The organism is Pseudomonas sp. MD330_10 (assembly GCF_042610415.1).
GTDB lineage: Bacteria > Pseudomonadota > Gammaproteobacteria > Pseudomonadales > Pseudomonadaceae > Aquipseudomonas > Aquipseudomonas rhodesiae.
In genome coordinates this window covers 19,866-44,281 of record NZ_JBHGZU010000007.1, presented here as the reverse complement: position 1 = coordinate 44,281, position 24,416 = coordinate 19,866, and the positions used below count along the sequence as shown (strand labels likewise).

Annotated in this window: 23 protein-coding genes, 1 tRNA gene and 1 pseudogene; 16 read left to right on the top strand and 9 right to left on the bottom strand. The window is 60.0% G+C overall.

Translation table 11 applies throughout. The features are described 5' to 3' along the window. Nucleotides 1–41: 41 nt before the first annotated feature. Entirely contained in the window at nt 42–935 is an 894-nt protein-coding gene (gene prpB, locus ACFZPT_RS13165; protein WP_034099732.1) for a methylisocitrate lyase, read from the bottom strand. Next, entirely contained in the window at nt 932–1,654 is a 723-nt protein-coding gene (locus ACFZPT_RS13160; protein WP_034099733.1) for a GntR family transcriptional regulator, read from the bottom strand. The genes prpB and ACFZPT_RS13160 overlap by 4 nt, the downstream gene beginning before the upstream one ends. A gap of 268 nt (nt 1,655–1,922) precedes the next feature. On the opposite strand from ACFZPT_RS13160, the gene ACFZPT_RS13155 reads away from it, so the two are divergent. From ACFZPT_RS13155 to ACFZPT_RS13130, 6 genes and pseudogenes are all read left to right on the top strand, one after another. Beyond that, on the top strand, nt 1,923–2,459 hold the full coding sequence (locus ACFZPT_RS13155) for an ATP-dependent zinc protease (protein ID WP_034099734.1): 537 nt from the start codon (nt 1,923–1,925) through the stop codon (nt 2,457–2,459). Nucleotides 2,460–2,464: 5 nt separating this feature from the next. Then, nucleotides 2,465–3,997 carry an inactive transglutaminase family protein gene (locus ACFZPT_RS13150; RefSeq protein ID WP_034099735.1) on the top strand — a complete coding sequence of 511 codons (1,533 nt, stop codon included), beginning with the start codon at nt 2,465–2,467 and terminating at the stop codon, nt 3,995–3,997. Continuing rightward, nucleotides 3,997–4,983, top strand: coding sequence for an alpha-L-glutamate ligase-like protein (locus ACFZPT_RS13145; protein ID WP_034099736.1), 987 nt, complete (start codon nt 3,997–3,999; stop codon nt 4,981–4,983). The genes ACFZPT_RS13150 and ACFZPT_RS13145 overlap by 1 nt, the downstream gene beginning before the upstream one ends. A gap of 99 nt (nt 4,984–5,082) precedes the next feature. After that, nucleotides 5,083–6,426, top strand: coding sequence for an aminodeoxychorismate synthase component I (gene pabB, locus ACFZPT_RS13140; RefSeq protein ID WP_099312249.1), 1,344 nt, complete (start codon nt 5,083–5,085; stop codon nt 6,424–6,426). A 223-nt stretch (nt 6,427–6,649) separates the two neighbouring features. Then, nucleotides 6,650–6,953: pseudogene (locus tag ACFZPT_RS13135) on the top strand (type II toxin-antitoxin system HigB family toxin). Continuing rightward, complete coding sequence (locus ACFZPT_RS13130; RefSeq protein WP_040269126.1) at nt 6,953–7,309, top strand: type II toxin-antitoxin system HigA family antitoxin; 357 nt, start codon at nt 6,953–6,955, stop codon at nt 7,307–7,309. The pseudogene ACFZPT_RS13135 and the gene ACFZPT_RS13130 overlap by 1 nt, the downstream one beginning before the upstream one ends. Nucleotides 7,310–7,375: 66 nt before the next feature. Here ACFZPT_RS13130 and thrH read toward each other — a convergent pair whose 3' ends face one another. After that, on the bottom strand, nt 7,376–7,993 hold the full coding sequence (thrH, locus tag ACFZPT_RS13125; protein ID WP_034114837.1) for a bifunctional phosphoserine phosphatase/homoserine phosphotransferase ThrH: 618 nt from the start codon (nt 7,991–7,993) through the stop codon (nt 7,376–7,378). Nucleotides 7,994–8,144: 151 nt separating this feature from the next. On the opposite strand from thrH, the gene ACFZPT_RS13120 reads away from it, so the two are divergent. The 3 genes from ACFZPT_RS13120 (at nt 8,145) to ACFZPT_RS13110 (ending at nt 11,619) form a co-directional block, all read left to right on the top strand. Then, entirely contained in the window at nt 8,145–8,879 is a 735-nt protein-coding gene (locus tag ACFZPT_RS13120) for a phosphoadenylyl-sulfate reductase (RefSeq protein ID WP_034099739.1), read from the top strand. Between the two features lie 468 nt (nt 8,880–9,347). Then, entirely contained in the window at nt 9,348–10,877 is a 1,530-nt protein-coding gene (locus ACFZPT_RS13115) for an NCS1 family nucleobase:cation symporter-1 (RefSeq protein WP_047881270.1), read from the top strand. Between the two features lie 13 nt (nt 10,878–10,890). Then, complete coding sequence (locus ACFZPT_RS13110) at nt 10,891–11,619, top strand: aspartate/glutamate racemase family protein (protein ID WP_099312247.1); 729 nt, start codon at nt 10,891–10,893, stop codon at nt 11,617–11,619. A gap of 13 nt (nt 11,620–11,632) precedes the next feature. Here ACFZPT_RS13110 and ACFZPT_RS13105 read toward each other — a convergent pair whose 3' ends face one another. After that, nucleotides 11,633–12,556 carry a LysR family transcriptional regulator gene (locus ACFZPT_RS13105; RefSeq protein WP_034099742.1) on the bottom strand — a complete coding sequence of 308 codons (924 nt, stop codon included), beginning with the start codon at nt 12,554–12,556 and terminating at the stop codon, nt 11,633–11,635. Nucleotides 12,557–12,682: 126 nt separating this feature from the next. On the opposite strand from ACFZPT_RS13105, the gene ACFZPT_RS13100 reads away from it, so the two are divergent. Next, complete coding sequence (locus tag ACFZPT_RS13100) at nt 12,683–13,429, top strand: 3-oxoacyl-ACP reductase family protein (protein ID WP_034099743.1); 747 nt, start codon at nt 12,683–12,685, stop codon at nt 13,427–13,429. Between the two features lie 48 nt (nt 13,430–13,477). Here the strand turns inward: ACFZPT_RS13100 and ACFZPT_RS13095 are convergent, their stop codons facing one another. Next, nucleotides 13,478–14,164, bottom strand: coding sequence for an HAD-IA family hydrolase (locus ACFZPT_RS13095; protein ID WP_034099744.1), 687 nt, complete (start codon nt 14,162–14,164; stop codon nt 13,478–13,480). Between the two features lie 164 nt (nt 14,165–14,328). On the opposite strand from ACFZPT_RS13095, the gene ACFZPT_RS13090 reads away from it, so the two are divergent. The 3 genes from ACFZPT_RS13090 to ACFZPT_RS13080 all read left to right on the top strand — a co-directional run bounded on the left by ACFZPT_RS13090 (nt 14,329) and on the right by ACFZPT_RS13080 (nt 16,459). Beyond that, nucleotides 14,329–14,907 (top strand): DUF4337 domain-containing protein, encoded by a 579-nt coding sequence (locus ACFZPT_RS13090; RefSeq protein ID WP_034099745.1) that lies wholly within the window; start codon nt 14,329–14,331, stop codon nt 14,905–14,907. Between the two features lie 114 nt (nt 14,908–15,021). Beyond that, on the top strand, nt 15,022–15,357 hold the full coding sequence (locus ACFZPT_RS13085) for a hypothetical protein (RefSeq protein WP_034099746.1): 336 nt from the start codon (nt 15,022–15,024) through the stop codon (nt 15,355–15,357). Nucleotides 15,358–15,418: 61 nt separating this feature from the next. Then, complete coding sequence (locus tag ACFZPT_RS13080) at nt 15,419–16,459, top strand: DMT family transporter (RefSeq protein WP_169902496.1); 1,041 nt, start codon at nt 15,419–15,421, stop codon at nt 16,457–16,459. A gap of 30 nt (nt 16,460–16,489) precedes the next feature. On the opposite strand, the gene ACFZPT_RS13075 is transcribed toward ACFZPT_RS13080, so the two are convergent. After that, nucleotides 16,490–18,055 (bottom strand): sensor domain-containing diguanylate cyclase, encoded by a 1,566-nt coding sequence (locus tag ACFZPT_RS13075; RefSeq protein WP_099312243.1) that lies wholly within the window; start codon nt 18,053–18,055, stop codon nt 16,490–16,492. Between the two features lie 282 nt (nt 18,056–18,337). Beyond that, nucleotides 18,338–18,427: transfer RNA gene (locus ACFZPT_RS13070), tRNA-Ser, on the bottom strand. Between the two features lie 320 nt (nt 18,428–18,747). Between ACFZPT_RS13070 and ACFZPT_RS13065 the strand changes: the two genes are divergently transcribed. From ACFZPT_RS13065 to ACFZPT_RS13055, 3 genes are all read left to right on the top strand, one after another. Continuing rightward, the gene (locus ACFZPT_RS13065; protein WP_034099749.1) at nt 18,748–19,440 is read left to right on the top strand and encodes a crotonase/enoyl-CoA hydratase family protein; all 693 of its coding nucleotides are present in this window, start codon (nt 18,748–18,750) and stop codon (nt 19,438–19,440) included. Nucleotides 19,441–19,652: 212 nt separating this feature from the next. Next, nucleotides 19,653–20,375 carry a 1-acylglycerol-3-phosphate O-acyltransferase gene (locus ACFZPT_RS13060; protein ID WP_184336147.1) on the top strand — a complete coding sequence of 241 codons (723 nt, stop codon included), beginning with the start codon at nt 19,653–19,655 and terminating at the stop codon, nt 20,373–20,375. Nucleotides 20,376–20,479: 104 nt separating this feature from the next. Further along, nucleotides 20,480–21,451 carry a magnesium and cobalt transport protein CorA gene (locus ACFZPT_RS13055; protein ID WP_034099751.1) on the top strand — a complete coding sequence of 324 codons (972 nt, stop codon included), beginning with the start codon at nt 20,480–20,482 and terminating at the stop codon, nt 21,449–21,451. Here the strand turns inward: ACFZPT_RS13055 and ACFZPT_RS13050 are convergent. Together ACFZPT_RS13050 and ACFZPT_RS13045 are read right to left on the bottom strand one after the other, a co-directional pair. Further along, a complete protein-coding gene (locus tag ACFZPT_RS13050; RefSeq protein ID WP_034099752.1) occupies nt 21,429–22,172 on the bottom strand; it encodes an amidotransferase in 744 nt (247 codons plus the stop codon). The genes ACFZPT_RS13055 and ACFZPT_RS13050 overlap by 23 nt on opposite strands. A gap of 84 nt (nt 22,173–22,256) precedes the next feature. Next, a complete protein-coding gene (locus ACFZPT_RS13045) occupies nt 22,257–24,404 on the bottom strand; it encodes a 3-hydroxyacyl-CoA dehydrogenase NAD-binding domain-containing protein (RefSeq protein WP_099312164.1) in 2,148 nt (715 codons plus the stop codon). Nucleotides 24,405–24,416 lie beyond the last annotated feature (12 nt).

Here is a 24,416-nt window from a genome sequence, read left to right as displayed (position 1 = left end):
GGTTCTTCTCCAATTTTGTAGTTATCTGGGAGGCGCTGCGCTTATTTCTTGGCGGCGAACAGCGCGTCGAGCTTCTGCTCGAAGGTGTGGTAGTCGATGCGATCGTAAAGCTCCATGCGGGTTTGCATGGTGTCGATCACATTCTGTTGAGTGCCGTCGCGACGGATCGCGGTGTACACGTTTTCGGCGGCCTTGTTCATGGCACGGAAGGCCGAGAGCGGGTACAGCACCAGGGAAACATCCGCAGATTTCAACTGTTCGGTGGTGTACAGCGGGGTCGCGCCGAATTCGGTGATATTGGCCAGGATCGGCGCTTTCACCCGCGCGGCGAACAGTTTGTACATCTCAAGCTCGGTGATTGCTTCCGGGAACACCATATCAGCGCCGGCTTCGATGCACGCTGCGGCACGCTCCAGAGCGGACTCCAGGCCCTCGACGGCCAGGGCATCGGTGCGCGCCATGATCACGAAGCTGTCATCGGTGCGCGCATCCACGGCAGCCTTGATGCGGTCGACCATTTCCTGTTGGGACACGATTTCTTTGTTCGGACGATGGCCGCAGCGCTTGGCGCCGACCTGGTCCTCGATATGGATGGCGGCCGCGCCGAACTTGATCATCGACTTGACGGTGCGCGCCACGTTGAACGCCGAGGAGCCGAAACCGGTGTCCACGTCCACCAGCAGCGGCAGGTCGCACACGTCGGTGATGCGGCGCACGTCGGTCAGCACGTCATCCAGGCCGGTGATGCCCAGGTCCGGCACGCCCAGGGAGCCGGCGGCCACCCCGCCGCCCGACAGGTAGATGGCCTTGAACCCCGCGCGCTTGGCCAGCAGCGCATGGTTGGCGTTGATCGTGCCGACCACCTGCAAGGGGTGCTCACTGGCCACCGCATCACGGAAACGCTGGCCTGGCGTGCTGTTATTGTTGGAACTCATGACTCACCTCGCTGAGTGGCTGTCTGGGTGGCGCCGTCGGGGAAATGACGGGCGATATTGCGCTTGGAGGCGCCGATATGCCGGCGCATCAATAATTCGGCCAGTTCGCCGTCGCGGTCGGCAATCGCATCCAGAATGCGATGGTGCTCGGCAAACGCCTGGCGTGGACGGTTAGGCGTGGCGGAAAACTGGATGCGGTACATGCGCACCAATTGGTACAGCTCGCCGCAGAGCATCTGGGTCAGGGTACGGTTGCCCGCGCCTTGAATGATGCGGTAATGGAAATCGAAGTCGCCTTCCTGCTGGTAATAGCCGACACCGGCCTGGAACGCCGCATCCCGCTCATGGGTATGCAGCACCTGGCGCAACTCTTCGATCTCGGCGTCGGTCATGCGCTCGGCCGCCAGGCGACAGGCCATGCCTTCCAGGGATTCGCGGATTTCGTACAGCTCGATCAGCTCGGCATGGCTGAGCGAAACCACTCGCGCGCCTACATGGGGCACCCGCACCAGCAGGCGCTGGCCTTCCAGGCGATGGATCGCTTCACGTAGCGGGCCGCGGCTGATGCCATAGGTGCGCGCCAGTTCCGGCTCGGAGATCTTGCTGCCGGGGGCGATCTCACCTTTGACGATGGCGGCCTGGATACGCCGAAAGACGTTCTCCGACATTGTTTGGGAGTCGTCCGACGCCACCGTCGGAAGCTCTGCTTGAACCCGCATATTGTCGACACCTTTAAAACCAATGCGGCAAAAACTAGCCAATAGACCGCAGCTAGTCAAAGAATAAATGCACATTGTCGACAATCGTCTAATAACCTCCCTGCGATTGCGCACAACATGGCCGGCTGCCAGCGCTGGCGTCAGAAAAGCATCATGCTAGAATGCCCGCCGCCTTTGACTGACGTCTTTTGATGAAAGGGCGTACCAGAGATTGCGCAGTCATGCCAGTCGCCATGAATGAACATCGCACTGCACTGCCTCAGGATCTATGACACTCAAGCCCCTCCCCCTATTGTTTTGCCTGCTGGCCATCCCAAGCCTTGGCGCTGCCGCCGAGAAGACTGTGTATGGCCTCAACGAATACGCCCAACTGGCCGGCATCGACCTGGAAGTCGCCGCCAAACTGGACACCGGCGCCAAGACCGCCTCCCTCAGCGCCCGCGATATCAAACGCTTCAAGCGCAACGGTGAGTCTTGGGTGCGCTTCTACCTGGCGATCGACACCGCCCACTCCCACCCCATCGAACGCCCCCTGGCCCGGGTCAGCAAAATCAAGCGCCGCGCCGGTGACTACGACCCCGATGAGGACAAGAACTACACCGCCCGCCCGGTGATTGCCCTGGATATCTGCATGGGCACCGCTTTACGCAGCATCGAAGTGAACTTGACTGACCGCAGCGCTTTCCAATACCCGCTGCTGATCGGCTCCGAAGCACTCAAACGCTTTGATGCGCTGGTCGATCCCAGTCTTAAATATGCAGCAGGCAAACCCGCCTGCGCCGCCGACGCTCATACCGCCGAGTAACCCGAATGCGCTCTCTGACCCTGCACCTGAAAATCCTCATCACCCTTTTGGTGGTGCTGGGCATTTCGGTCACCGCCTACCAAATCTTCGTGCTGGGCATCCCCGTGACCGAAGACGCCACGGACGACCTGTGGAACATCGACGCCAAGGTAGAGTTCGTGGCCAGCCCCAAGGACCCGGTCAAGATCCAGATGTTCGTGCCGCCCCTGAGCCGCGACTTCGTCAGCCTCAACGAGAGTTTCATCTCCAATAACTACGGGGTCAGCGTCAACCGCATCGACGGCAACCGCAAGGTCACCTGGTCGGCGCGCCGGGCCAAGGGCAACCAGACCCTCTACTACCGTTTGGTGCTGACCAAGCGTTACAGCGGCGAAAAAACCAAGATCAAAGGCCCGACCTTCCGTGACAGCATCGCCGTGGAAGGCCCGGAGAAAATCGCCGCCGAAGCCCTGCTGGCGCCGATCCGCCAGCACTCGGCCGACGTCGAGACCTTTATCACCGAAGCCATCAAGCGCACCAACAACCTCAACGACGACAATGTGAAACTGCTGCTGGCAGGCGACCCGTCCACGCCGCACAAGGCCAAGATCGTCGAACTGCTGCTGTCCATCGCCCATGTGCCGGTGGAAAAGGTCCATACCATCCGCCTGGTCGCCGACCAGCCGCAAACCCCGGAACTGTGGCTGCGCAGCTTCAACGGCAACGACTGGCTGTACTTCAACCCGGAAACCGGCGAACAGGGCCTGCCCGCCGACCGCCTGCTGTGGTGGACCGGCGATGAAAACCTGATCACCGTCGATGGCGGCAAGAAAGCCATGGTCACCTTCAGCCTCAACAACAGCGAAATGAACGCCATTCGCCTGGCCAAGCTGACCGACGAGAACACCGACGCCAATTTCCTCGAATACTCGCTGTACGGCCTGCCGCTGCAGACCCAGCAGACCTTTATGATCATGGTGATGATCCCGATCGGCGTGCTGGTGATCCTGATCCTGCGCAACCTGATCGGCCTGCAGACCCTGGGCACCTTCACCCCGGTGCTGATCGCCCTGGCGTTCCGCGAAACACAGCTGGGCTTCGGGATTGTGCTGTTCACCATCATCACGGCGCTGGGGCTGTCCCTGCGTTCGTACCTGGAACACTTGAAACTGCAGATGTTGCCGCGCTTGTCGGTGGTGCTGACGTTCGTGGTGGTACTGATCGCCGCTATCAGTCTGTTCAGCCACAAGCTGGGCCTGGAGCGCGGCTTGTCGGTAGCGCTGTTCCCGATGGTGATCCTGACCATGACCATTGAGCGTCTGTCGATCACCTGGGAAGAACGCGGCGCCAGCCATGCAATGAAAGTGGCGATCGGTACGCTGTTCGCCGCATCCCTGGCGCACATCATCATGAGCGTGCCGGAGCTGATCTACTTCGTATTTACCTTCCCGGCGATCCTGCTGATCCTGGTGGGCTTCATGCTGGCCATGGGTCGTTATCGCGGCTACCGCCTGACCGAACTGGTGCGGTTCAAGGCCTTCCTCAAGGCTGACTCGTAATGTTCGGCTTCTGGAAGACCTGGAAGGCCCTGGAGGCGCGGGGGATCATGGGCATCAACCGGCGTAACGCCGACTACGTGCTCAAGTACAACAAGCGCAGCCTGTACCCCATCGTGGATGACAAGATCATCACCAAGGAACGGGCGCTGGCGGCCGGCATTCATGTGCCTGAAATGTACGGGGTGATCTCCACCGAGAAGGAAATCGACAAGCTCGACGAGATCATCGGCGGGCGCAGCGATTTTGTAATCAAGCCGGCCCAGGGCGCCGGTGGTGACGGCATCCTGGTGGTGGCCGACCGCTTTGAAGGGCGCTACCGCACGGTGTCCGGCAAGATCATCAGCCACGAGGAAATCGAACATCAGATTTCCAGCATTCTTACCGGCCTGTACTCCCTGGGCGGCCACCGCGACCGCGCGCTGATCGAATACCGCGTGGTGCCCGACCAGATCTTCAAAAGCATCAGCTATGAAGGCGTGCCGGATATCCGCATCATCGTGCTGATGGGTTACCCGGTAATGGCCATGCTACGGCTGCCGACCCGGCAGTCCGGCGGCAAGGCCAACCTGCACCAGGGCGCAATCGGCGTGGGCGTCGATCTCGCCACCGGCCTGACCCTGCGTGGCACCTGGCTGAACAACATCATCACCAAACACCCGGACACCACCAACGCGGTGGATGGCGTGCAACTGCCCAACTGGGACGGCTTCATGAAGCTCGCAGCGGGCTGCTACGAACTGTGTGGGCTGGGCTATATCGGTGTCGACATGGTGCTCGACCAGGAGAAAGGCCCGCTGATCCTGGAGCTGAACGCGCGGCCGGGGCTGAACATCCAGATCGCCAACGACTGTGGCCTGACCTTGCGCACCCATGCGGTAGAAGCGCGCCTGGAAGAACTCAAGGCTGCCGGCGTGACAGAAACCGTGGAAGAGCGGGTGAAGTTCGTGCAGGCAATGTTCGGGCATATTCCCCCGGTGGAAGGCTGATCCGAACGCTCCATCTGTCTATCCCCGACATCCCCCCTAGGAGCAAATCCTACGGGGGACTACAATCCCCTCCCCCGCGCCCTGGCTGATCCACCCCGCATGTCGACCTGCACCGTTTACCCGCTGCCCTACCGGGCCAACCCCGCCGAGTATTTCGCGGCGATTCGCCACGCGCCCGGCGCGGTACTGCTCGACAGCGGCCGCCCGGCTGCGGACCGCGGCCGCTATGACCTGCTCAGCGCTTGGCCGCAAGCCACGTTGACGGTTTCGCCTGATGAAAGCGGCAGCGATTTCCTGCAACGCTTGCGGGAAAACCTCGCGCTGTTGGGTAAGGCAGAGCTTCCGGTCGACTATGAGCTGCCGTTCGCCGGCGGTTTGATCGGTTACCTGAGTTACGACTTCGGCCGGCATTTGGAGCAAATGCCGCACCTGGCGGTGGACGATCTGCATCTGCCGGACGCGCGTTTCGGCCTGTACGCCTGGGCGCTGGTCAGTGATCACCAGGCGCAGACCAGCCAACTGGTGTTCCACCCCACGCTGGCCGACAGCGAGCGACAGCGCCTGATCGCGCTGTTCAACTCATTACCCAAGGCTGCTGCGGCCACCTTTGCCTTGCAGGGGCCGATGACACCGGACATCAGCGCCGAGGCCTATCGCCAGGCCATCGTGCGTATCCATGACTATATCCAGGCCGGTGACTGCTACCAGGTCAACTTCGCCCAGCGCTTTCGCGCGCCGTGCAGCGGCGATCCCTGGGCAGCTTACTGCGCGCTGCGCGAAGCCTGCCCGACGCCGTTTTCCGGGTTCCAGAGCCTGCCCGACCACGGCGCGGTGCTGAGCCTGTCGCCGGAGCGTTTCGTACACATCAGCGCGCGCCGGGTCGAAACCCGCCCGATCAAAGGCACCCGCCCACGCGGCCTGACACCCGAAGAAGATGCCGCCCACGCCGCCGAACTGCTGAGCAGCCCCAAGGACCGCGCGGAAAACCTGATGATCGTCGACCTGCTGCGCAACGACCTGGGCCGTACCTGCCGCACCGGCTCGGTCAGCGTGCCGGAGTTGTTCAGCCTGGAAAGCTACCCCAACGTGCATCACTTGGTCAGCAGCGTCATCGGCACCCTCGCCGACGACAAGGACGCCCTGGACCTGATCGCCGGCAGCTTCCCCGGCGGCTCCATCACCGGCGCACCGAAAATCCGCGCGATGCAAATCATCGACGAACTGGAACCGACCCGGCGCGGCCTGTACTGCGGCTCGCTGATGTACCTGGACGTACGCGGCGAGATGGACAGCTCGATTGCCATCCGCAGCCTGTTGGTCAAGGACGGGCAAGTGTGCTGCTGGGGCGGCGGCGGGATCGTCGCGGACTCGCAGTGGGAAGCGGAGTATCAGGAATCGTTGACCAAGGTGCGGGTGTTGTTGCGGACGTTGGAAGGGTTTTAGAGGCTGGGGAGTCGACTGGGGGCAAGCCCTCTCCCACCGGAAAAAGCCTGAATCAGAACCGCGCTGGACTGGGTTTGAGCGCAAGGATAGGTTCCAAATCCGACTATCCACCGCCGTTTGTGAAGGACCACATGAAGCGACTGTCTGCTTGTCAGAAATCATTTCCTCGTTTGCATATCAATTTGACCGCATCTATCATCTCCCAAATTGGGAGGATGCGGCGATGAGAATAATTGCGCGGTCCACCCTGCGAACATTTTGGGAAAGCCATCCCGCTCATACCGATGCAAAAGCCCCCCCTCACCGAATGGTATCGCCACATGGAACAGGCCATTTAGCCGACACCGCAAGCGCTGAAAGCACAGCTCAGGACAGCAAGCATTCTGAAGAGTGGCAGAGTTGTATTTAACGTGGGCTGCAATAAGTATCGAGTGATCATGGCTATCGATTATCAGCGACAACTTGGCTTCATACGTTTCGTGGGAACCCATGCGCACTACGATCAGATCAATGCGGAGACCATCTGATGAACATCAAACCCATTCATAGTCAGGAAGATCTGACCGCCGCGCTCGCACGCGTCGAGCAGCTATGGGGCGCAGAAGCCGGCTCGCCCGAAGGTGATGAACTGGAGATCCTGGCCATCTTGATCGAGAAATACGAGGCCGAACACTTCCCGATGCCTGGGTCGGATCCAGTGGAAGCGATTAAATTCCGCATGGAGCAGTTGGGCATGACAGCCCGCGATCTTGAGCCTTTCATTGGTACGAGCGGGCGTGTTTCCGAAGTGCTGAATCACAAGCGCAAGTTGAGCTTGTCGATGATCAAACGCCTACATGAAGGCCTGCGCATTCCTTATGAAAGCTTGCTGGCAGGCAATTAAGGCTCAGGCTTAACCTGCGCCCCATCGGGGCTTGCACCGATGGGGCCCTCAGTCGCGGTAAAAGCTTTAAAGACTCAACGACCGATTCGACGCCTTGATAAATTCCTGCTTCAACGCCTCGAACGTATGCACCGCCGGAAACTGCGGGAATTCGCGGATCACATTGTCCGGCGCATGGAACAAGATCCCCTGGTCAGCCTCGCCCAGCATGCTGGTGTCGTTGTAGGAATCGCCGGCGGCGATCACGCGGTAGTACAGGCTCTTGAAGGCCAGGACCGACTGACGCTTGGGGTCTTTCTGGCGCAATTGGTAACTCACCACGCGGTCTGTCTCGTCGGTGATGAGGCGGTGGCACAGCAACGTCGGGAAGCCCAGCTGGCGCATCAGCGGTTGGGAGAATTCGTAGAAGGTGTCGGACAGAATCACCACCTGGAAGCGCTCGCGCAGCCAGTTGACGAACTCGACGGCGCCGTCCAGCGGCTTGAGGGTGGCGATCACGGCCTGGATGTCGGCAAGCTTCAGGCCGTGTTCGTCAAGGATGCGCAGGCGCTGTTTCATCAGCACGTCGTAGTCGGGAATGTCCCGCGTGGTGGCCCGCAAGGCTTCGATACCGGTTTTTTCGGCGAAGGCGATCCAGATTTCCGGCACCAGCACACCTTCCAGGTCAAGACAGGCAATTTCCACAAGACACTCCATTTGGATGTTATTGGTTGAGCGAGCAAAAGGCCTGCCGAACTCTAGCGATTCAAGCCCGAAGCCGCAACGCAGGGCGGATTTTGATACCATCGCCCACCTATAGAGCGCTCAGCGCCACTGACCTGCAGGAACCGTGCTGATGAACCAAGCCTTCGATGTCGCTGAACTCGCCGCGACCTATGCCAACAAATCCGCCCAGGACATCCTCAAACTGGCATTCAGCCAGTTCGGCGACGACCTGTGGATCTCTTTCAGCGGCGCCGAGGATGTGGTGCTGGTGGACATGGCCTGGAAGCTGAACAAGAACGTCAAAGTGTTCAGCCTCGATACCGGCCGCCTGCACCCGGAGACCTACCGGTTTATCGAGCAGGTACGTGAGTTCTACAAGATCGACATCGAACTGATCTCGCCGGATCAGAGCAAGCTGGAACCCTTCGTCAAGGAAAAGGGCCTGTTCAGTTTTTATAAGGACGGCCACGGCGAATGCTGCGGCATCCGCAAGATCGAACCGCTGCGGCGCAAGCTCGCCGGTGTCAGCGCTTGGGCCACCGGCCAGCGTCGCGACCAGAGCCCCGGCACACGCAGCCAGGTAGCGGTGATGGAGATCGACACAGCGTTCTCCACGCCAGAGCGCACCTTGTACAAGTTCAACCCGCTGGCGCAGATGAGCAGCGAAGAAATCTGGGGCTACATCCGCATGCTGGAGCTGCCGTACAACAGCTTGCACGAGCGAGGTTTTATCAGCATCGGCTGCGAGCCGTGCACCCGCCCGGTGCTACCGAACCAGCACGAACGCGAAGGGCGTTGGTGGTGGGAAGAAGCCACGCAAAAAGAATGCGGGCTGCACGCCGGGAATATCATCAGCAAAGCCTAAGGGCTGACGCAGTTAAATAGGTGGGAGGGGGCTTGCCCCCGATAACGGTGGATCAGCCAGCTCAGTGGTGACTGACACTGGGCTATCGGGGGCAAGCCCCCTCCCACATTTGTTTTGAGTTTTACCTCTAGATGTACACACACCTGTAACCATAGGTGCCATTTATGTGTGCAATCTTCATAAATTCGCACCATAACGTAACACCTCCTCCGCATCATCCTGCGTACTGGCGAATAGCCCCTCTTCAACAGAAAAATAAATAGCTGTTCAAACGGTCAATTTATATTGCTTTGAATTCAGCCAGTTATTTACCTCACCTCTAAAAACGAAATTACCTACAGTTTTGATATGCCAAAAACTGGCACGCATGTGGCTTAAGCTGAAAAGTGCTTTGTATACAATAAATACAAAACCTACATACACTTTGCCATCCGCGGCGTTGCTGCAGATGCCTTGGAGCCTGCCGGAATGCGTACAAGCCTCTCGAATAACATCGCACTGGATCTGCCCTCCTCCGCCCTGAATAACCAGGCCCCAGATCCTGGCCCGCTCGTACTAAGCCCACGCCTGCACAACAAGGACCTGGCGCCGACCAAGGCGCAAGGTCGCCGTTGGGGGCGCTACAGCATCTTTGCGCTGTGGACCAATGACGTGCATAACATCGCCAACTATTCATTCGCGATCGGCCTATACGCCTTGGGCCTGGGCGGTTGGCAGATTCTGCTGTCCCTGGGGATCGGCGCGGCGCTGGTGTACTTCTTTATGAACCTGTCGGGGTATATGGGGCAAAAAACCGGCGTGCCGTTTCCGGTGATCAGCCGCATCAGCTTCGGCATCCACGGGGCGCAGATCCCAGCGCTGATCCGTGCGGTGATCGCGATTGCCTGGTTCGGTATCCAGACCTACCTGGCCTCGGTGGTTTTCCGCGTATTGCTTACGGCGATTCACCCAGGCTTTGCCGACTACGACCACAACTCGATCCTCGGCCTGTCGACCCTGGGCTGGGTGTGTTTCGTGGCGATCTGGTTCGTGCAGCTGGTGATCCTGGCCTACGGCATGGAAATGGTGCGGCGCTATGAAGGGTTCGCAGGCCCCGTGATCTTGCTGACCATGGCCGCGCTGGCCGGTTGGATGTACTTCCAAGTGGACGGCCATATTGCCTGGTCGGTGCGGGAGCCGCTGAGCGGCGGTGAGATGTGGCGCAATATCTTTGCCGGCGGCGCGCTGTGGCTGGCGATCTACGGCACGCTGATCCTCAACTTCTGCGACTTCGCCCGTTCCTCGCCGTGCCGCAAAACCATCGTGGTCGGCAACTTCTGGGGCCTGCCGGTAAATATCCTAGTGTTCGCCGCCATCACCGTGCTGCTGTGCGGCGGGCAGTTTCAACTCAATGGGCGCGTGATCGAGAGCCCCACCGAGATCATCGCAGCGATCCCCAACACCGTGTTCCTGGTGCTCGGTTGCCTGGCGTTCCTGATCGTGACCGTGGCGGTGAATATCATGGCCAACTTTGTGGCGCCGGCCTTTGTGCTGAGCAACCTGGCGCCCAAGTACCTGAACTTCCGCCGCGCCGGGCTGATCAGCGCCACCGTGGCGGTGCTGATCCTGCCGTGGAACCTCTACAACAGCCCGCTGGTGATCGTGTACTTCCTCTCGGGCCTGGGCGCACTGCTGGGGCCGTTGTACGGCGTGATCATGGTCGATTACTGGCTGATCCGAAAAAGCCAGGTGAACGTACCGCAGCTCTACAGCGAAGACCCGCAAGGCGCTTATTACTACAGCCGCGGGGTCAATTTGCGTGCGGTGGCGGCGTTTATTCCGGCGGCGGTGATCGCCATTCTGCTGGCCCTGCTGCCAGGGTTCGCCAGCGTCTCGCCCTTTTCCTGGTTGTTTGGCGCCGGTATTGCAGGGCTGCTGTACCGGCTGATCGCCAAGCGCCAGCCTTTCTATGCCGATGTCAGCGGCGAAAGCATTGCAGTCGATAACGTCAGTCATTAATCAAGGACACCCCATGCGCATCCTCGTGGTCAACGTCAACACCACCGCTTCCATCACCGACACCATTGCCGAGCAGGCGCGGGCCGTGGCCGCACCGGGCACTGAGATTGTCGGGCTCACCCCGTATTTCGGCGCCGAATCGGTGGAAGGCAATTTCGAAAGCTACCTGGCCGCCATCGCCGTGATGGACCGCGTGATGGCATACGACCAGCCGTTCGATGCGGTCATCCAGGCCGGCTACGGCGAACATGGGCGCGAAGGCCTGCAGGAGTTGCTCGACGTGCCGGTGGTGGATATCACCGAAGCGGCCGCCAGCACCGCAATGTTCCTTGGCCATGCCTACTCGGTGGTCACCACTCTGGATCGCACCGTGCCGTTGATCGAAGACCGCCTGAAGCTCGCCGGCCTCTATGCGCGCTGCGCCTCGGTACGCGCCAGTGGCATGGCCGTGCTGGAACTGGAAGAAAACCCGTTGGCCGCTATGGAAGCCATCGTGCGCCAGGCCGAACTGGCCATCCACGAGGACAAGGCCGAAGTGATCTGCCTCGGTTGCGGCGGCATGGCCGGGCTGGATGAGCAGATTCGCCAGCGTACCGGCGTGCCGGTGGTGGACGGCGTAACGGCGGCCGTGACCATTGCCGAATCGCTGGTACGCCTTGGGTTGTCGACCTCGAAGATCAGGACCTATGCCACGCCAAGGCCGAAGAAAGTGATCGGTTGGCCGGGGATGTCCGGGCGCTAGGGCCGCGCTTCGATTAAACCGCGCTAAAGCGCTGCCCCAGGCGCTGCTCGGCAAACTGCTCGATGATGAAATCCACAAATGCCCGGGTCTTGCCGGGCAGCAGCTTGTGCTCGGCGTAGTAGATGGAAATATTGCCGTCGTCCACATACCACTCAGGCAGCACCCGTACCACCGCGCCACTGTCCAGAAACGGCACGGCCATGGGCATGCTCACCAGCGCAATGCCCAGGCCCTGGGCGCTGGCGCAGCAGGCGGCTTCAGAGTCGCTCAAGGTCATGCGCGGTTTGAGCGTCAAGGGGCGTTGCTCGCGGTCGGGACCGGTCAATTGCCAGGTGCGCACGCGGCCGGTTTGCGGCGAGCGGATCAGGATACCCAAGCAACGCCCCAGGTCTTCGGGCCCCTGCACCGGCGGGCGTTTGGCCAGGTAGTCCGGCGACGCCACCAACACCCGATGAGCCGGCGCCAGTTTGCGCGCCACCACGCCCTGGGGCAGTTCGAAGCCACCACCGATGGCCGCATCGAAGCCTTGGCCGATCAGGTCCACCTGGCGATTATCGAAGTGCCAGTCCGGGCTGATATCCGGGTAGCGCTCAGTGAATCGCCCCAGCAGCGGCATCACATAACGATTACCGAACACCGTGCCCATGCTCACCTTGAGTGTGCCAGCCGGCCGCCCTTCGGCGCTGGCCAGGTTGGCCACGGCGTTCTGGATGGTGATAAGACTTGCGCTGACTTCATCGAGGAACAGCTTGCCGGCTTCGGTGAGGGTAAGGCGCCGCGTGCTGCGCTGAAACAGGCGCACGCCGAGGCGCGCTTCAAGCTTGGCCACGCTTTTGCCCACCGCCGCCGGGGTCAGGCTCAAGTGCCGCGCAGCCTCGGCAAAGCTGCCGCCTTCGGCGCTGCGCACAAAGCATTCGATACTGCCAAAGCTTTCCATACCGACTCACCCTAAACTTTTGGTTTACACAGACTATAGCAATCACGGTCTACCGGCCTGGGTGAGGCAGGTCGATACTCGGCTGCAACAACAGGGCATACCGCCTTGAACAGACAGGAGATCGACATGACTGCACAAAACCTGACCGGCAAAGTCGCCTTGATTCAAGGCGGTTCCCGCGGCATCGGCGCCGCCATCGTCCAGTGTCTGGCCGCCCAAGGGGCCGCCGTTGCCTTTACATACGTCAGCTCGGCGACCAAGGCTGAGGCGTTGCAAAACAGCGTGATCAGCGCAGGCGGCCAAGCTTTGGCCATCCACGCCGACAGCGCCGACGCCACCGCGATCCGCAACGCCGTCAGCGCCACCGTCAAGGCGTTCGGTCGCCTGGATATCCTGGTGAACAACGCCGGCGTGCTGGCCATTGCGCCGCTGGAAGACTTCAAGCTGGAGGACTTCGACCAGACCCTGGCGATCAACGTGCGCAGCGTATTTATTGCCACTCAGGAAGCCGCCAAGCACATGGGCGAAGGCGGCCGTGTGATCAACATCGGCAGCACCAACGCCGAGCGCATGCCCTTCGGCGGCGGCGGACCGTATGCCATGAGCAAGGCCGCGCTGGTGGGGTTGACCAAAGGTTTGGCACGGGACCTGGGGCCACGCGGTATCACCATCAACAACGTGCAACCCGGCCCGGTGGACACCGACATGAACCCAGCCGACAGCGATTTTGCCGAGAGCTTGGTCGGCTTGATGGCCATTGGGCGGTACGGGCAGGTGGAGGAGATTGCCAGTTTTGTGGCGTATCTGGCGGGGCCAGAGGCCGGATATATCACCGGTGCCAGCCTGACTATCGACGGTGGTTTCAGCGCCTGAGCCAACAGGGAAGGGGCAAGCCCCCTTCCCTGTTTTGGCCGTGCGTGATCAGGACATCGGCGGTAAGCCATACGCCGCCAGATCAAAGTCCGCGAGTTTGCGGATGATCTGGTCGGCGTGGTGGTACTTGCTGTCGGCCATGGCTTCATCGGGCACAGCGATGGCGGTCATTTGCGCTGCCTTTGCCGCGGTCACGCCGAACGGCGAATCTTCGAACACCAGGCAATCCTTGGGTTCGACCCCCAGACGGCGTGCGGCGGTGAGGAAGATGTCCGGCGCGGGCTTAGCGGCACCGACTTCCGGGTCATCGGCGGTAACGATGGTGTCGAACAACGCAAACCACTCGCGGTGCAAGGTGGTCTTGTGGCCGAACGAATTGCGCGAGGAACTGGTGCCCACGGCAATCGGGATGTTGTGCGCCTTCAAATGCCGAACCAGCGCTTCGGCGCCGGGCATGCCCAATGCCTTGGGAAAACGCTCGCTCATCAACGGTTCGCGGATGCGCAGAAATTCGGCCGGGGTGATCGGCAATTCCAGCGCCTTGACCACATACTCGGCCAGGTCCTGGGCACCCCGCCCGATAATGTGCTGCTTGATCCCCCAGTCATAAGAACGGCCGTAGCGCTCGGCAATGATCTGCGTGACTTCGGTGTAGATGCCTTCGGTGTCCAGCAACAATCCGTCCATATCGAAAATCACAGCCTTGATCGGGACAGCGGTACGCGGTGCATTCATCACAACGGATCCTTGGGGGAAGGACTAAAAGGTTTCAGCACAATAGCGGTCACATTGACCTGCGGGCAACCCTTTGGGCGAGGTTGATCCTGCGTCGCGGACAGGATCGCGACAGCTTGGCTGGTGAAGAATCAGTATCCCTCACGCCGTTCACAGAGGCCGCCATGTCCGAAGCCTTCGAAGTCCCCAGCCCCCACGAAAAACATATCGAACACACCACCGAACATGCCCACGCCCGAGGGGATAGTTTCGCCAGCCGCATCGCCGTGATGACCGCGTTGATGGCCACCTTCGGCGCCATGCTCAGCTACCAGGCCGGTTCCACCGAGAGTGAAGCGGCGATGGACAAGAACAACGCCGCGATCATCAAGACCGAAGCCGCCAACCAGTGGAATTACTACCAGGCCAAGTCCAGCCGACAAAACCTGGCGGAGCTGGCCACCCATATCCCCGGCGTGGATGCTGCGCATTATCGGGAAGAGATCGAACGCTACAAAAGCCAGAAGGAGGCCGTGCGCCAACAGGCAGAAAAACTTGAAGCCACCTCACGGGAGTGGGATGAAAAATCCGAACAGGCGCTGCATCGGCACCACCGCTGGGCCCAGGCGATGACTGCGATTCAGATCGCGATTTCGTTGGCGGCAATTACCTTGTTGACGAGGAAGGAGTGGTTGAAGCGACTTTCGTATACGGCCGCAGGCGTGGCGATGGTGCTGGGCGGGCTGGCGTGGCTGCATGTTTAGCCGCGCGGCGTGAACGAGCCTAATCGTTCAGATTCGTTTCAATTCGTCTATGCAGCGATTACAGTACGCGCGCCCAGGAATTGAATCTTGGGCTTTAGACCATGGAGTTACACAGTGAAGTACGTCAGCAAAGTAGTTGCAGCCGCAGTACTCGGTTTCGCCCTGGCCGGCTGCACCGGCACCGCCATCAAATCCCCACAGTACGACAGCAACCAATACACCGTGCTGGGTCACAGTGAAGCCAGCGCCACCGGCATCATGCTGTTCGGCGTGATCCCGATCGGTCAGAACAGCCGTTTCGTCCGCGCACAAGAAGCGGCCATCAAGGCAAAAGGCGGCGACGCTCTGATCAACACCCAAGTGCAGGAAAAATGGTTCTGGGCCTGGGTGCTCAGCGGTTACACCACCAAGATCTCCGGTGATGTGGTCAAGCTGAAAACCGCGCAGTAAATCCCTCGGGCGTTCCCCTGCGCCCGCGACGTATCATGGGCTGACCCTCCGAGGATGGCCCATGAACCTCAGCATCGTTTATGCCCTCTGCGCCGCCGCTCTGTTCGGCGCCAGCACCCCGCTCGCAAAACACTTCGGCCTGGGCCTCTCGCCCATTCTGCTGGCCGGCCTGCTATACCTCGGCAGTGGCCTCGGCCTCGGCGTGGTGCGCCTGATCCGCGATCGCGGCTGGCAGCACAGCGGGCTGACACCCCATGAATGGCCCTGGTTGCTCGGCGCCATTCTCTTCGGCGGCATCCTCGGCCCCGTCGCCCTTATGTACGGCCTGACCCGCACCGCCGGCGCAACGGCCTCGTTGATGCTCAACCTGGAATCGGTGCTCACCGCCGTGATCGCCTGGCTGGTGTTCCGAGAAAACGCCGACCGCCGTATCGTCCTGGGGATGATCGCGATTGTGCTGGGCGGTGTGGTGTTGTCCTGGTCGGACGGCGCCGGCGCCAGTCGCGACTGGACCGGGCCGCTGGCAGTTGCGCTGGCCTGCCTGTGCTGGGGCATCGATAACAACCTGACGCGCAAGGTTTCCGCTTCGGACGCAGTATTTATCGCCGGCATCAAAGGTTTGATCGCCGGGCTGGTGAATACCGGCCTGGCCGTTTACCTCGGCGCGCAATGGCCGGCCACCGCTCAACTGATGCCAATCCTGCTGGTGGGCTTCCTCGGCTACGGCATCAGCCTCGTCCTGTTTGTACTGGCCCTGCGCGGCCTGGGCAGCGCACGCACCGGGGCGTATTTCTCCACCGCCCCTTTTCTCGGCGCCGCCCTGGCGGTACTGGCGATGGGCGAGTCGGTGTCGATCGCGTTCTGGGTGGCCTCGGCGTTAATGGCGGTAGGCGTGTGGCTGCACCTGACCGAACGCCACGCCCATGAACATCAGCACGAAGCCACGCAACACGGGCACCGGCATGTGCATGACGAACATCATCAGCATGAACATGCGTTTGATTGGGACCCCAATCAGCCACACAGCCATGTGCACGTGCACAGCCCGATCAAGCATAGCCACGCGCATTTTCCGGATGTGCATCATCGCCACAGGCATTGAGGGCCCAATGGCGTGACGGCTGGTCGCAGTTCAGTCCGGCACCTGCTCAACCACCACGCGATTGCGGCCGCTTTGCTTGGCTTGGTATAGCAGTTGATCAGCTCTCTCAAGGACGGCCGATATCGACTCGACCTCAGGACGCCACAGCGCCACCCCCATTGAGACGGTGATACGCCCGACCGTCTCGATGCTGGCCGCCTCGATTGAGGCGCGCAGCCGCTCAGCGACATCGGCCGCTATTTGCAGCGAACTGCCCGGCAATAACAAGACGAATTCCTCTCCCCCCACCCTGCAAGGCATGTCGTTGGCGCGTGAGTTCTGCTGCATGAGTTCGGCAATGGCGCGCAGCGTTTCATCCCCCACACCGTGGCCGAACGTATCGTTGACGTGCTTGAAATGATCGATGTCGACCGAAACCACGGCAAACGCTTTGCCTGTCTCCTGCCACAACGCCAGAACGTCCTGCATGGCCCGGCGGTTGGCCAGCCCCGTCAGCGCATCCGTATGGGCCTGATGATTGAGCTTGCCGATCTTTTCCTGCAACAGGGTCGCGCCCAGCAACAGCGCTCGGCGGATCTGCCAACTTTCGAAATAACGCGCAGGCACTGCGCTGATGCGCGCGTAGCTGTCAGGCATGTCCAGCCGTTTGGCACAGTCGGCCAGCCGCGATAATGGGGCCGAGATCCTTGCGCCCAACCACCAGATCAGAACGATCCCGAACAGCGCCAACGGTGCTATACCTTGAGCAACTTTGGTCATCGTCCGGCGCAGAACTGCCTGGATATTCTCCAAGGGCTGCTGCGAGATCACCCCCCAACCGCTGCTGGGCACCCGAGCGAAACCGGCGAGCATTTGCACATCGTGCTCATCCTTAGCCTGTAAGGTGCCTGAGGCCTCGCGGAGCGATGCGCTGGCGATCAGGTCCGTGCCCCTGACACTGCCTATCTGCGCAGGATCGCTGTGATAGAGCACCTGGCGCGCAGCGTCGACCAAGTAGAAATGCGCGCCATCCTTGCGCACATTCGTGTCCATGAGGGCTTGAAGGGTGTTGCTCTGCTCCAACCGGATAGTGCCGCCGATCAAGCCCAGATACTCTCCGCCCGTGTCGAATATGGGTTGAGAGATAAACACCACCAAATTGCCGGAGATCGACCTGAAGGCGTTGCTGATTTTCGGCGTGCGCAGCGTCAAAGGTTCTTTGTGCTGCAACGTGCGGCCATTGAGTTGAAGGTTTTCAGGCGCGGAAGCAATGATGGTACCGTCCGCGCTGGCGACCAGAACGGAGTTGAAACTGGCGTCCTGCTCAAATAAGCGCTTGGCCTCACGGGTCAAAGCACTTTTGTCGCCAAACGCTTTGCCAATACCCGCTGCACCATATTTCAATTTATCGAGATCGGCGTCCAATACCTGCTCAACGCTGCGGGCGATACGGGCGGCATAGTTTTTATTGACGTCCAGCGCCCCTTCAATCAGTTCCTGCTTCTGGATCTTGAACATGACCCAGAAACTGTTGACCAGGGTCGCGACAGCAGAAAGCAGTACAAAAATAAGAATCAAACTACGAAGGTTGAGCGTGGGCTTCGGTCGAGTGGTCATCTACACAATCCGGGCAAGGCAGAGGTTGTATAACGAACAAGATAACGTATGAGTCGCCCCGCACAGGTAGCCAGACCGATTCGAAGTGAATACCGGCAAGAATGCGGGCATCTCAAGCCGAGCTTGGCGCCCATCAGGCACTTGAGGCATCAAGGGCTTGCGGGGTTTGAGTGACTGCATGCGAGGGCACGGCGCAGCCTGCCAAGCCCTGTATTTAAGAACGCCAGAAACCACAAACCCCCGGATCTTGTTAAGAAACCGGGGGTTTGTGTTTGTAGAATGTGGCGGTGAAGGAGAGATTCGAACTCTCGATACAATTTCTTGTATACACACTTTCCAGGCGTGCTCCTTAAGCCACTCGGACACTTCACCGTATCTCGTCAAACCAGTTCAGTCTGTCGAGGCGCGCTAATGTAGTCGAAAGCCTTTCTGATGGCAAAGGTTTTTTTCAGAATATTCATGCGGTTAGCCGGTTATGCCTGAGCATGTCCGGCGAGGGGTGGTGATTGTGCCATTCTCAGGCACCGCTGGCGCCTGTCTCAAGGCTTTGTCGCGCCACGCCGCAGGCCGTCTAGGCTTGGGCATGGGGGTAAAGGCTGACTGGGTAGTCAGTCATAGCGCTTTACCGAGCCGGGCGTGGTGGGTAACGTCTGCTGCATTCTTCTATAACAAGCCCTACAAGGAACCGCGTCATGAGTGAGTTGATTGCCTACCACCTCGAAGACGGTATCGCCACCCTGACCTTGAGCAACGGCAAGGTCAACGCCATTTCCCCGGCGGTGGTCAGTGCGTTTAACGAAGCGCTGGACCAGGCCGAGAAGGATCGGGCGGTAGTAGTGATTACCGGCACGCCGGGGATTCTGTCCGGGGGTTACGATTTGAAGGTGATGACCGCCGGCCCCAAAGAAGCAATCGGTCTGGTGACATCGGGCTCGACATTGGCGCGGCGGCTGTTGTCGCACCCGTTCCCCGTGATTGTGGCGTGCCCTGGGCATGCGGTGGCTAAGGGCGCGTTTCTGTTGTTGTCGGCGGATTATCGGATCGGGGTAGAAGGCCCGTTCAGCATCGGCCTGAACGAAGTGATGATCGGCATGACCATGCACCACGCCGGAATCGAGCTGGCACGGGATCGTCTGCGCAAGTCGGCGTTCCATCGCTCGGTGATCAATGCCGAGATGTTCGACCCTCAGGGTGCATTGCAGGCCGGCTTCCTCGATAAAGTGGTCGCCCCGGAAGAACTGCACGCAGCAGCGCTGGAGGCGGCGCGGCAATTGAAGAAGATCAATATGAACGCCCACAAGCACACCAAATTGAAAGTGCGCAAAGCGCTGCTGGAAGCCCTGGACGAGGCAATCATCCAGGATCAGGGCCATATTCTGAGTTAAGCCTAACTGTGCTTATGCCAAAGCCCGACCTTGCGTCGGGCTTTTTCTTACAGCCATATCTGAAGAAGCCTCAGTCGCTCTAGGCTGGGGCCCCTGGCAAATATCGAAATATGCGCTCAAACATCGCCCATCTCCTACTTCTATAGCGCCAATTGCCGAATACAGTGCACAACCGTACACTGCGCCACCTTTTGTTTCGATGGGCCAGGTGGATGCTTTTTCTGTTACGTATGGTGTTGATGGGCCTGCACTTTATAGTGGCTGGTGTGTTGGGTGTGCTGATCGGCGTTTGCCGCCCGTTCAACCCGGATAACAGTCGCTTGTGCGCCCGCCTCTACGCGGTGCCCGCCATGTGGTTGTTGGGGCTGAATGTGAAAGCCGATGTCGACTCGCTGCGGCATAAGCCGGGCACTTGCGTGATTATCGCCAACCATCAGTCCAACTATGACTTGTTCGTGTTCGGTACCGTGGTGCCCCACCGCACCGTGTGCATCGCCAAGAAGAGCCTCAAGTGGGTGCCGCTGTTCGGCCAGTTGTTCTGGCTGGCGGGCAATGTGTTGATCGACCGCGGCAATGCCCACAAAGCGCGCCGCGCCATGCTCACCACCACCGATACGTTGCAACATAAAGACACCTCGATCTGGGTGTTCCCCGAAGGCACGCGCAACCTGGGCAAGGGTCTGCTGCCATTCAAGAAAGGCGCCTTTCATATGGCCATCGCCGCCGGGGTGCCCATCGTGCAGGTGTGCGTCAGCAATTACGTCACCCATATGCAGCTCAATCGCTGGAACAGCGGTGATGTGCTTATACGCTCTCTGCCGCCGATTCCTACCTGCGGCATGACGTCGGATGATATCCCCACCTTGATGCAGGCATGTCAGGCACAAATGGATGCCTGCATCGAGGGCATGGATGCGCAGCTCAACAGGGCCTGATTCCCTTTTCCTTATAGGAGCGAGGGTGCTCGCTCCTACTACGGAACGCCATTCACGCTAAGCTGCCCAACATCTGTCTCCTCTTATAAGAAGTGATCAGCATCATGGGTAGAGTTGTTGCGGCCGCCGTGTATAGCGCCGGAAAGAAAGTCACCGATATCACCCTCGACGAAGGCGCGGCCTGGGCCGCCAAACCCGGGCATTTTGTGTGGATCGGCCTGGAAGAGCCCAACGCCCTGGAATTGGCCAACCTGCAACGCCAGTTCAACCTGCATGAACTGGCCATCGAAGACGCCCTGGAAAAACACAGCCGCCCCAAGCTGGAAACCTTTGGCGACGCGCTGTTTATCGTCACGTATTCGCCGGTGCGCGAGAACGGCAAACTGGTGTTTATCGAAACCCATATCTTCGCCGGCAACGGCTACGTGATTACCGCACGCAACGGTCACTCGGCGTCCTACGGTTTTGTACGTCAGCGCTGTGAGGCGCGACCATTGTTATTGGAGCATGGGGAAGATTTCGTACTCTATGCGCTGCTGGATTTCGTCACGGAAAACTACCAGCCGGTCAGTGAGGCAATCCATGCCGAGATCGATGAGCTGGAGCGCAATGTGCTGTGCAGTTCGTTGAGCGAACGCGATATCCAGAACCTCCACAGCCTGCGCCGCGACGTGCTGCGGCTCAAGCGTCATGTGGCGCCAATGGTAGAGATCAGCCAGGAGCTGCAGAAACTGAGCTTTCCGTTTATCGACAAGAACATGCGTCCGTATTTCCGCGATGTGCAGATCCACGTCACACGGCAGATGGAAGACCTCACCACCCTGCGCGACATTGCCAGCCAGACCATTGAAATCGGGGTGTTGCTGGAGGCGTCGCGCCAGAGTGTAGTGCAGCGCAAATTCGCCGCCTGGGCAGCGATCCTGGCGTTCCCCACCGCAGTGGCGGGGATTTATGGGATGAACTTCCAGAACATGCCCGAGCTGCAATGGCACTACGGCTATTTTGCGGTGCTCGGGCTGATCGCGGTGGGGTGCACCAGCCTGTGGGCCAGCTTCAAGCGGTCGGGATGGCTTTAACCTCGGCTTCGGGCTTGTGCGCCACAAAGCGCATCATCCATTCCGCTACGGTGACGCCATGGTGTTCGCGTGCCAGGCTGGCTACACCGTTTGAGTAGACTTTTTCGCCCAAGGTTGTCTGAAGAATCTCCAGCAACTCGCGCGAATAATCCTGAACAAATTCCGGGTGGCCCTGGAAGCACAGTACCTGATCACCGATGTGGTACGCGGCGAACGGGCAAAACTCGCTGGAGGCAATGACTTTGGCGCCCTCCGGCAAGGTGGTCACCTGGTCCTGATGACTGATCAGCAGCGTCAGTTCAGGCACCTCGGGGCTCATCCACGGCGCCTGGGCATCCAGTGTGTAATCATGAATGCCCATGCCCCAACCTTGAGTAGCGCGCTCGGCTTTACCACCCAGCAATAGCGCCAGCAACTGATGGCCAAAGCAGATGCCCAGCAGTTTATCGCCGCGTTGGTAACGTTCGAGCAAGTAGGTTTTGAGCGTCTGGATCCACGGGTCGGTGCCGAAGGAGTCTGCCTTGCTGCCGGTGACCAGATAGGCGTCAAACTGCTCATCGTCCGGCGGGTACTCCCCGTTCACCACGTTGTACACCACAAACTCGGCAGGGATCGGCTGCTTGGCGAACAGGCGCTTGAACATCTGCCCGTAACCTTGGTACTGATCGATCAAGCCTGGACGCAGGATATCGGTTTCCAGGATGCAGACGCGTAGCGACATAAAAAATACCTGACACGGCGATGGGAATATCGAACACCTCAAGCCTGCCTGCAAACCTACCTGCAAAGCAAGCCCCCGCCACACCTATACGAAACTCTCCCCTCGCGCGGCTTTTTGCAACAACAGTGCCGGCGGCGTGAACCGCTCGCCGTACTGTTCGGCCAAATAGCGGGCGCGAGCGATAAAGTCGTTCAGGCCGTATTGATTGATAAATTGCAATGCGCCGCCACTCCATGCCGCAAAACCGATGCCGAAGATCGAGCCCACGTTGGCGTCCGCCGTGGACATCAACACCCCCTCCTCCACACAGCGCACGGTTTCGATGGCTTGGATAAACAGCAACCGGTCGCGCACGTCCTGCGCCGAGATCCGTTGTTCGGGCCGCTCGAAGCGCTGTTTCAGCTCTGGCCACAGATATTTCTGCCCGCCACTGGGGTACTCATAAAAACCGCCGCCAGCGGCTTTGCCCAGCCGTTTGAATTCATTGACGAGCCGCTCGATCACCGCCGTGGCTGGATGAGCCAGCACCGCCTGACCTTCGGCCAGCAGATCCTTGGCGGTTTGCTGTCGGATATGGCTCATCAGGCTGAGTGAGACTTCATCGGACACAGCCAGCGGCCCCACCGGCATCCCGGCCTTACGCGCCTCAGTCTCGATCAACGGCGCGGCCACGCCCTCGCCAAGCATGGCGATACCTTCATTGGTGAAGGTGGCGAACACCCGTGAGGTGAAGAATCCACGGCTGTCGTTGACCACGATGGGGGTTTTCTTGATCTGCAGTACGAAATCAAAACCACGGGCCAGGGTTTCGTCCGAGGTATGTGCGCCCTTGATGATTTCCACCAACGCCATCTTGTCCACCGGGCTGAAGAAATGCAGACCGATAAATTTGGCGGGGTCCGGCACCGCCGTGGCCAGGCCGGTGATGGGCAAGGTGGAAGTATTGGACGCGATCACCGCATCGGCACCCACCACGCGCTGGGCGGCGGCCGACACCTTGGCCTTGAGTTCACGGTCTTCGAACACTGCTTCGATGATCAGGTCACAGCCGGCCAGGTCGCTGTCGTCCTGGGTGGGAAAAATTCGCGCGAGGATGCTTTCGCGCTGTTCGGCGCTCACTTGCCCACGGCCAAGCTTTTTGTCCAGCAGCGCCGCCGCGTGCGCTTTACCCCTCTCGGCCGCCGCCAGGTTGATGTCTTTGAGCACCACGTCGATCCCCGCGCAGGCGCTGACATAAGCGATACCCGCCCCCATCATGCCCGCGCCGAGTACACCGAGCTTGCGTGTCACATAAGGTGCAATACCTGCGGGGCGCGAACGCCCGGCATTGATGTCATTGAGCTGGAACCAAAAGGTGCCGATCATGTTCTTGGCCACTTGTCCGGTGACCAATTCAGTGAAATAGCGGGTTTCGATCAGGTGAGCCATGTCGACATCCACCTGAGCGCCTTCCACAGCGGCACAGAGGATTTTCTCCGGCGCCGGGAAACAGCCCTGGGTTTTGCTGCGCAGGATCGACGGCGCAATCGCCAGCATCTGCGCGACCTTGGGGTGCGACGGCGTGCCGCCGGGGATCTGATAACCCTTGTTGTCCCAGGGTTGTCTGGCCTCGGGGTTGGCAAGAATCCAGGCGCGGGCCTGGGCCAGCATCGCGTCGCGGTCCGTGGCCAGCGCATGGATCAAACCGGCTTGCAATGCTTGTTGCGGGCGTACTTTTTTACCTTCCAGCAAATACGGCAGGGCTTTTTCCAAGCCCAATAAACGCACCATACGCACCACGCCCCCTCCTCCGGGCAGCAGACCCAAGGTGACTTCCGGCAACCCCAGTTGCACCGATGGCTCGTCCAGCGCGATACGGTAATGGCAGGCCAGGCAAATCTCCCAGCCACCGCCCAGCGCCGCACCATTGATGGCGGCCACCACCGGCCTGCCAAGGGCCTCCAGGCGACGCAACTGCGCCTTGAGCACTCGCACGCCGTCGTAGAACGCCTTGGCATCGGCCTTGTCGACGGCGATCAACTCGTTGAGGTCTCCACCGGCGAAAAAAGTCTTCTTGGCCGACGTGATAACCACACCGGCGATGTGGTCCTTTTCCTCTTCAAGACGTGCGACGGTGGCGGCCATGGCCTCGCGGTATACGGCATTCATGGTGTTGGCACTCTGGCCAGGCAGGTCAAGGGTCAGCACCACGATCTGGTCCTGGCCTTTTTCGTAACGAATGGCATCGGTCATAACTAATTCCTT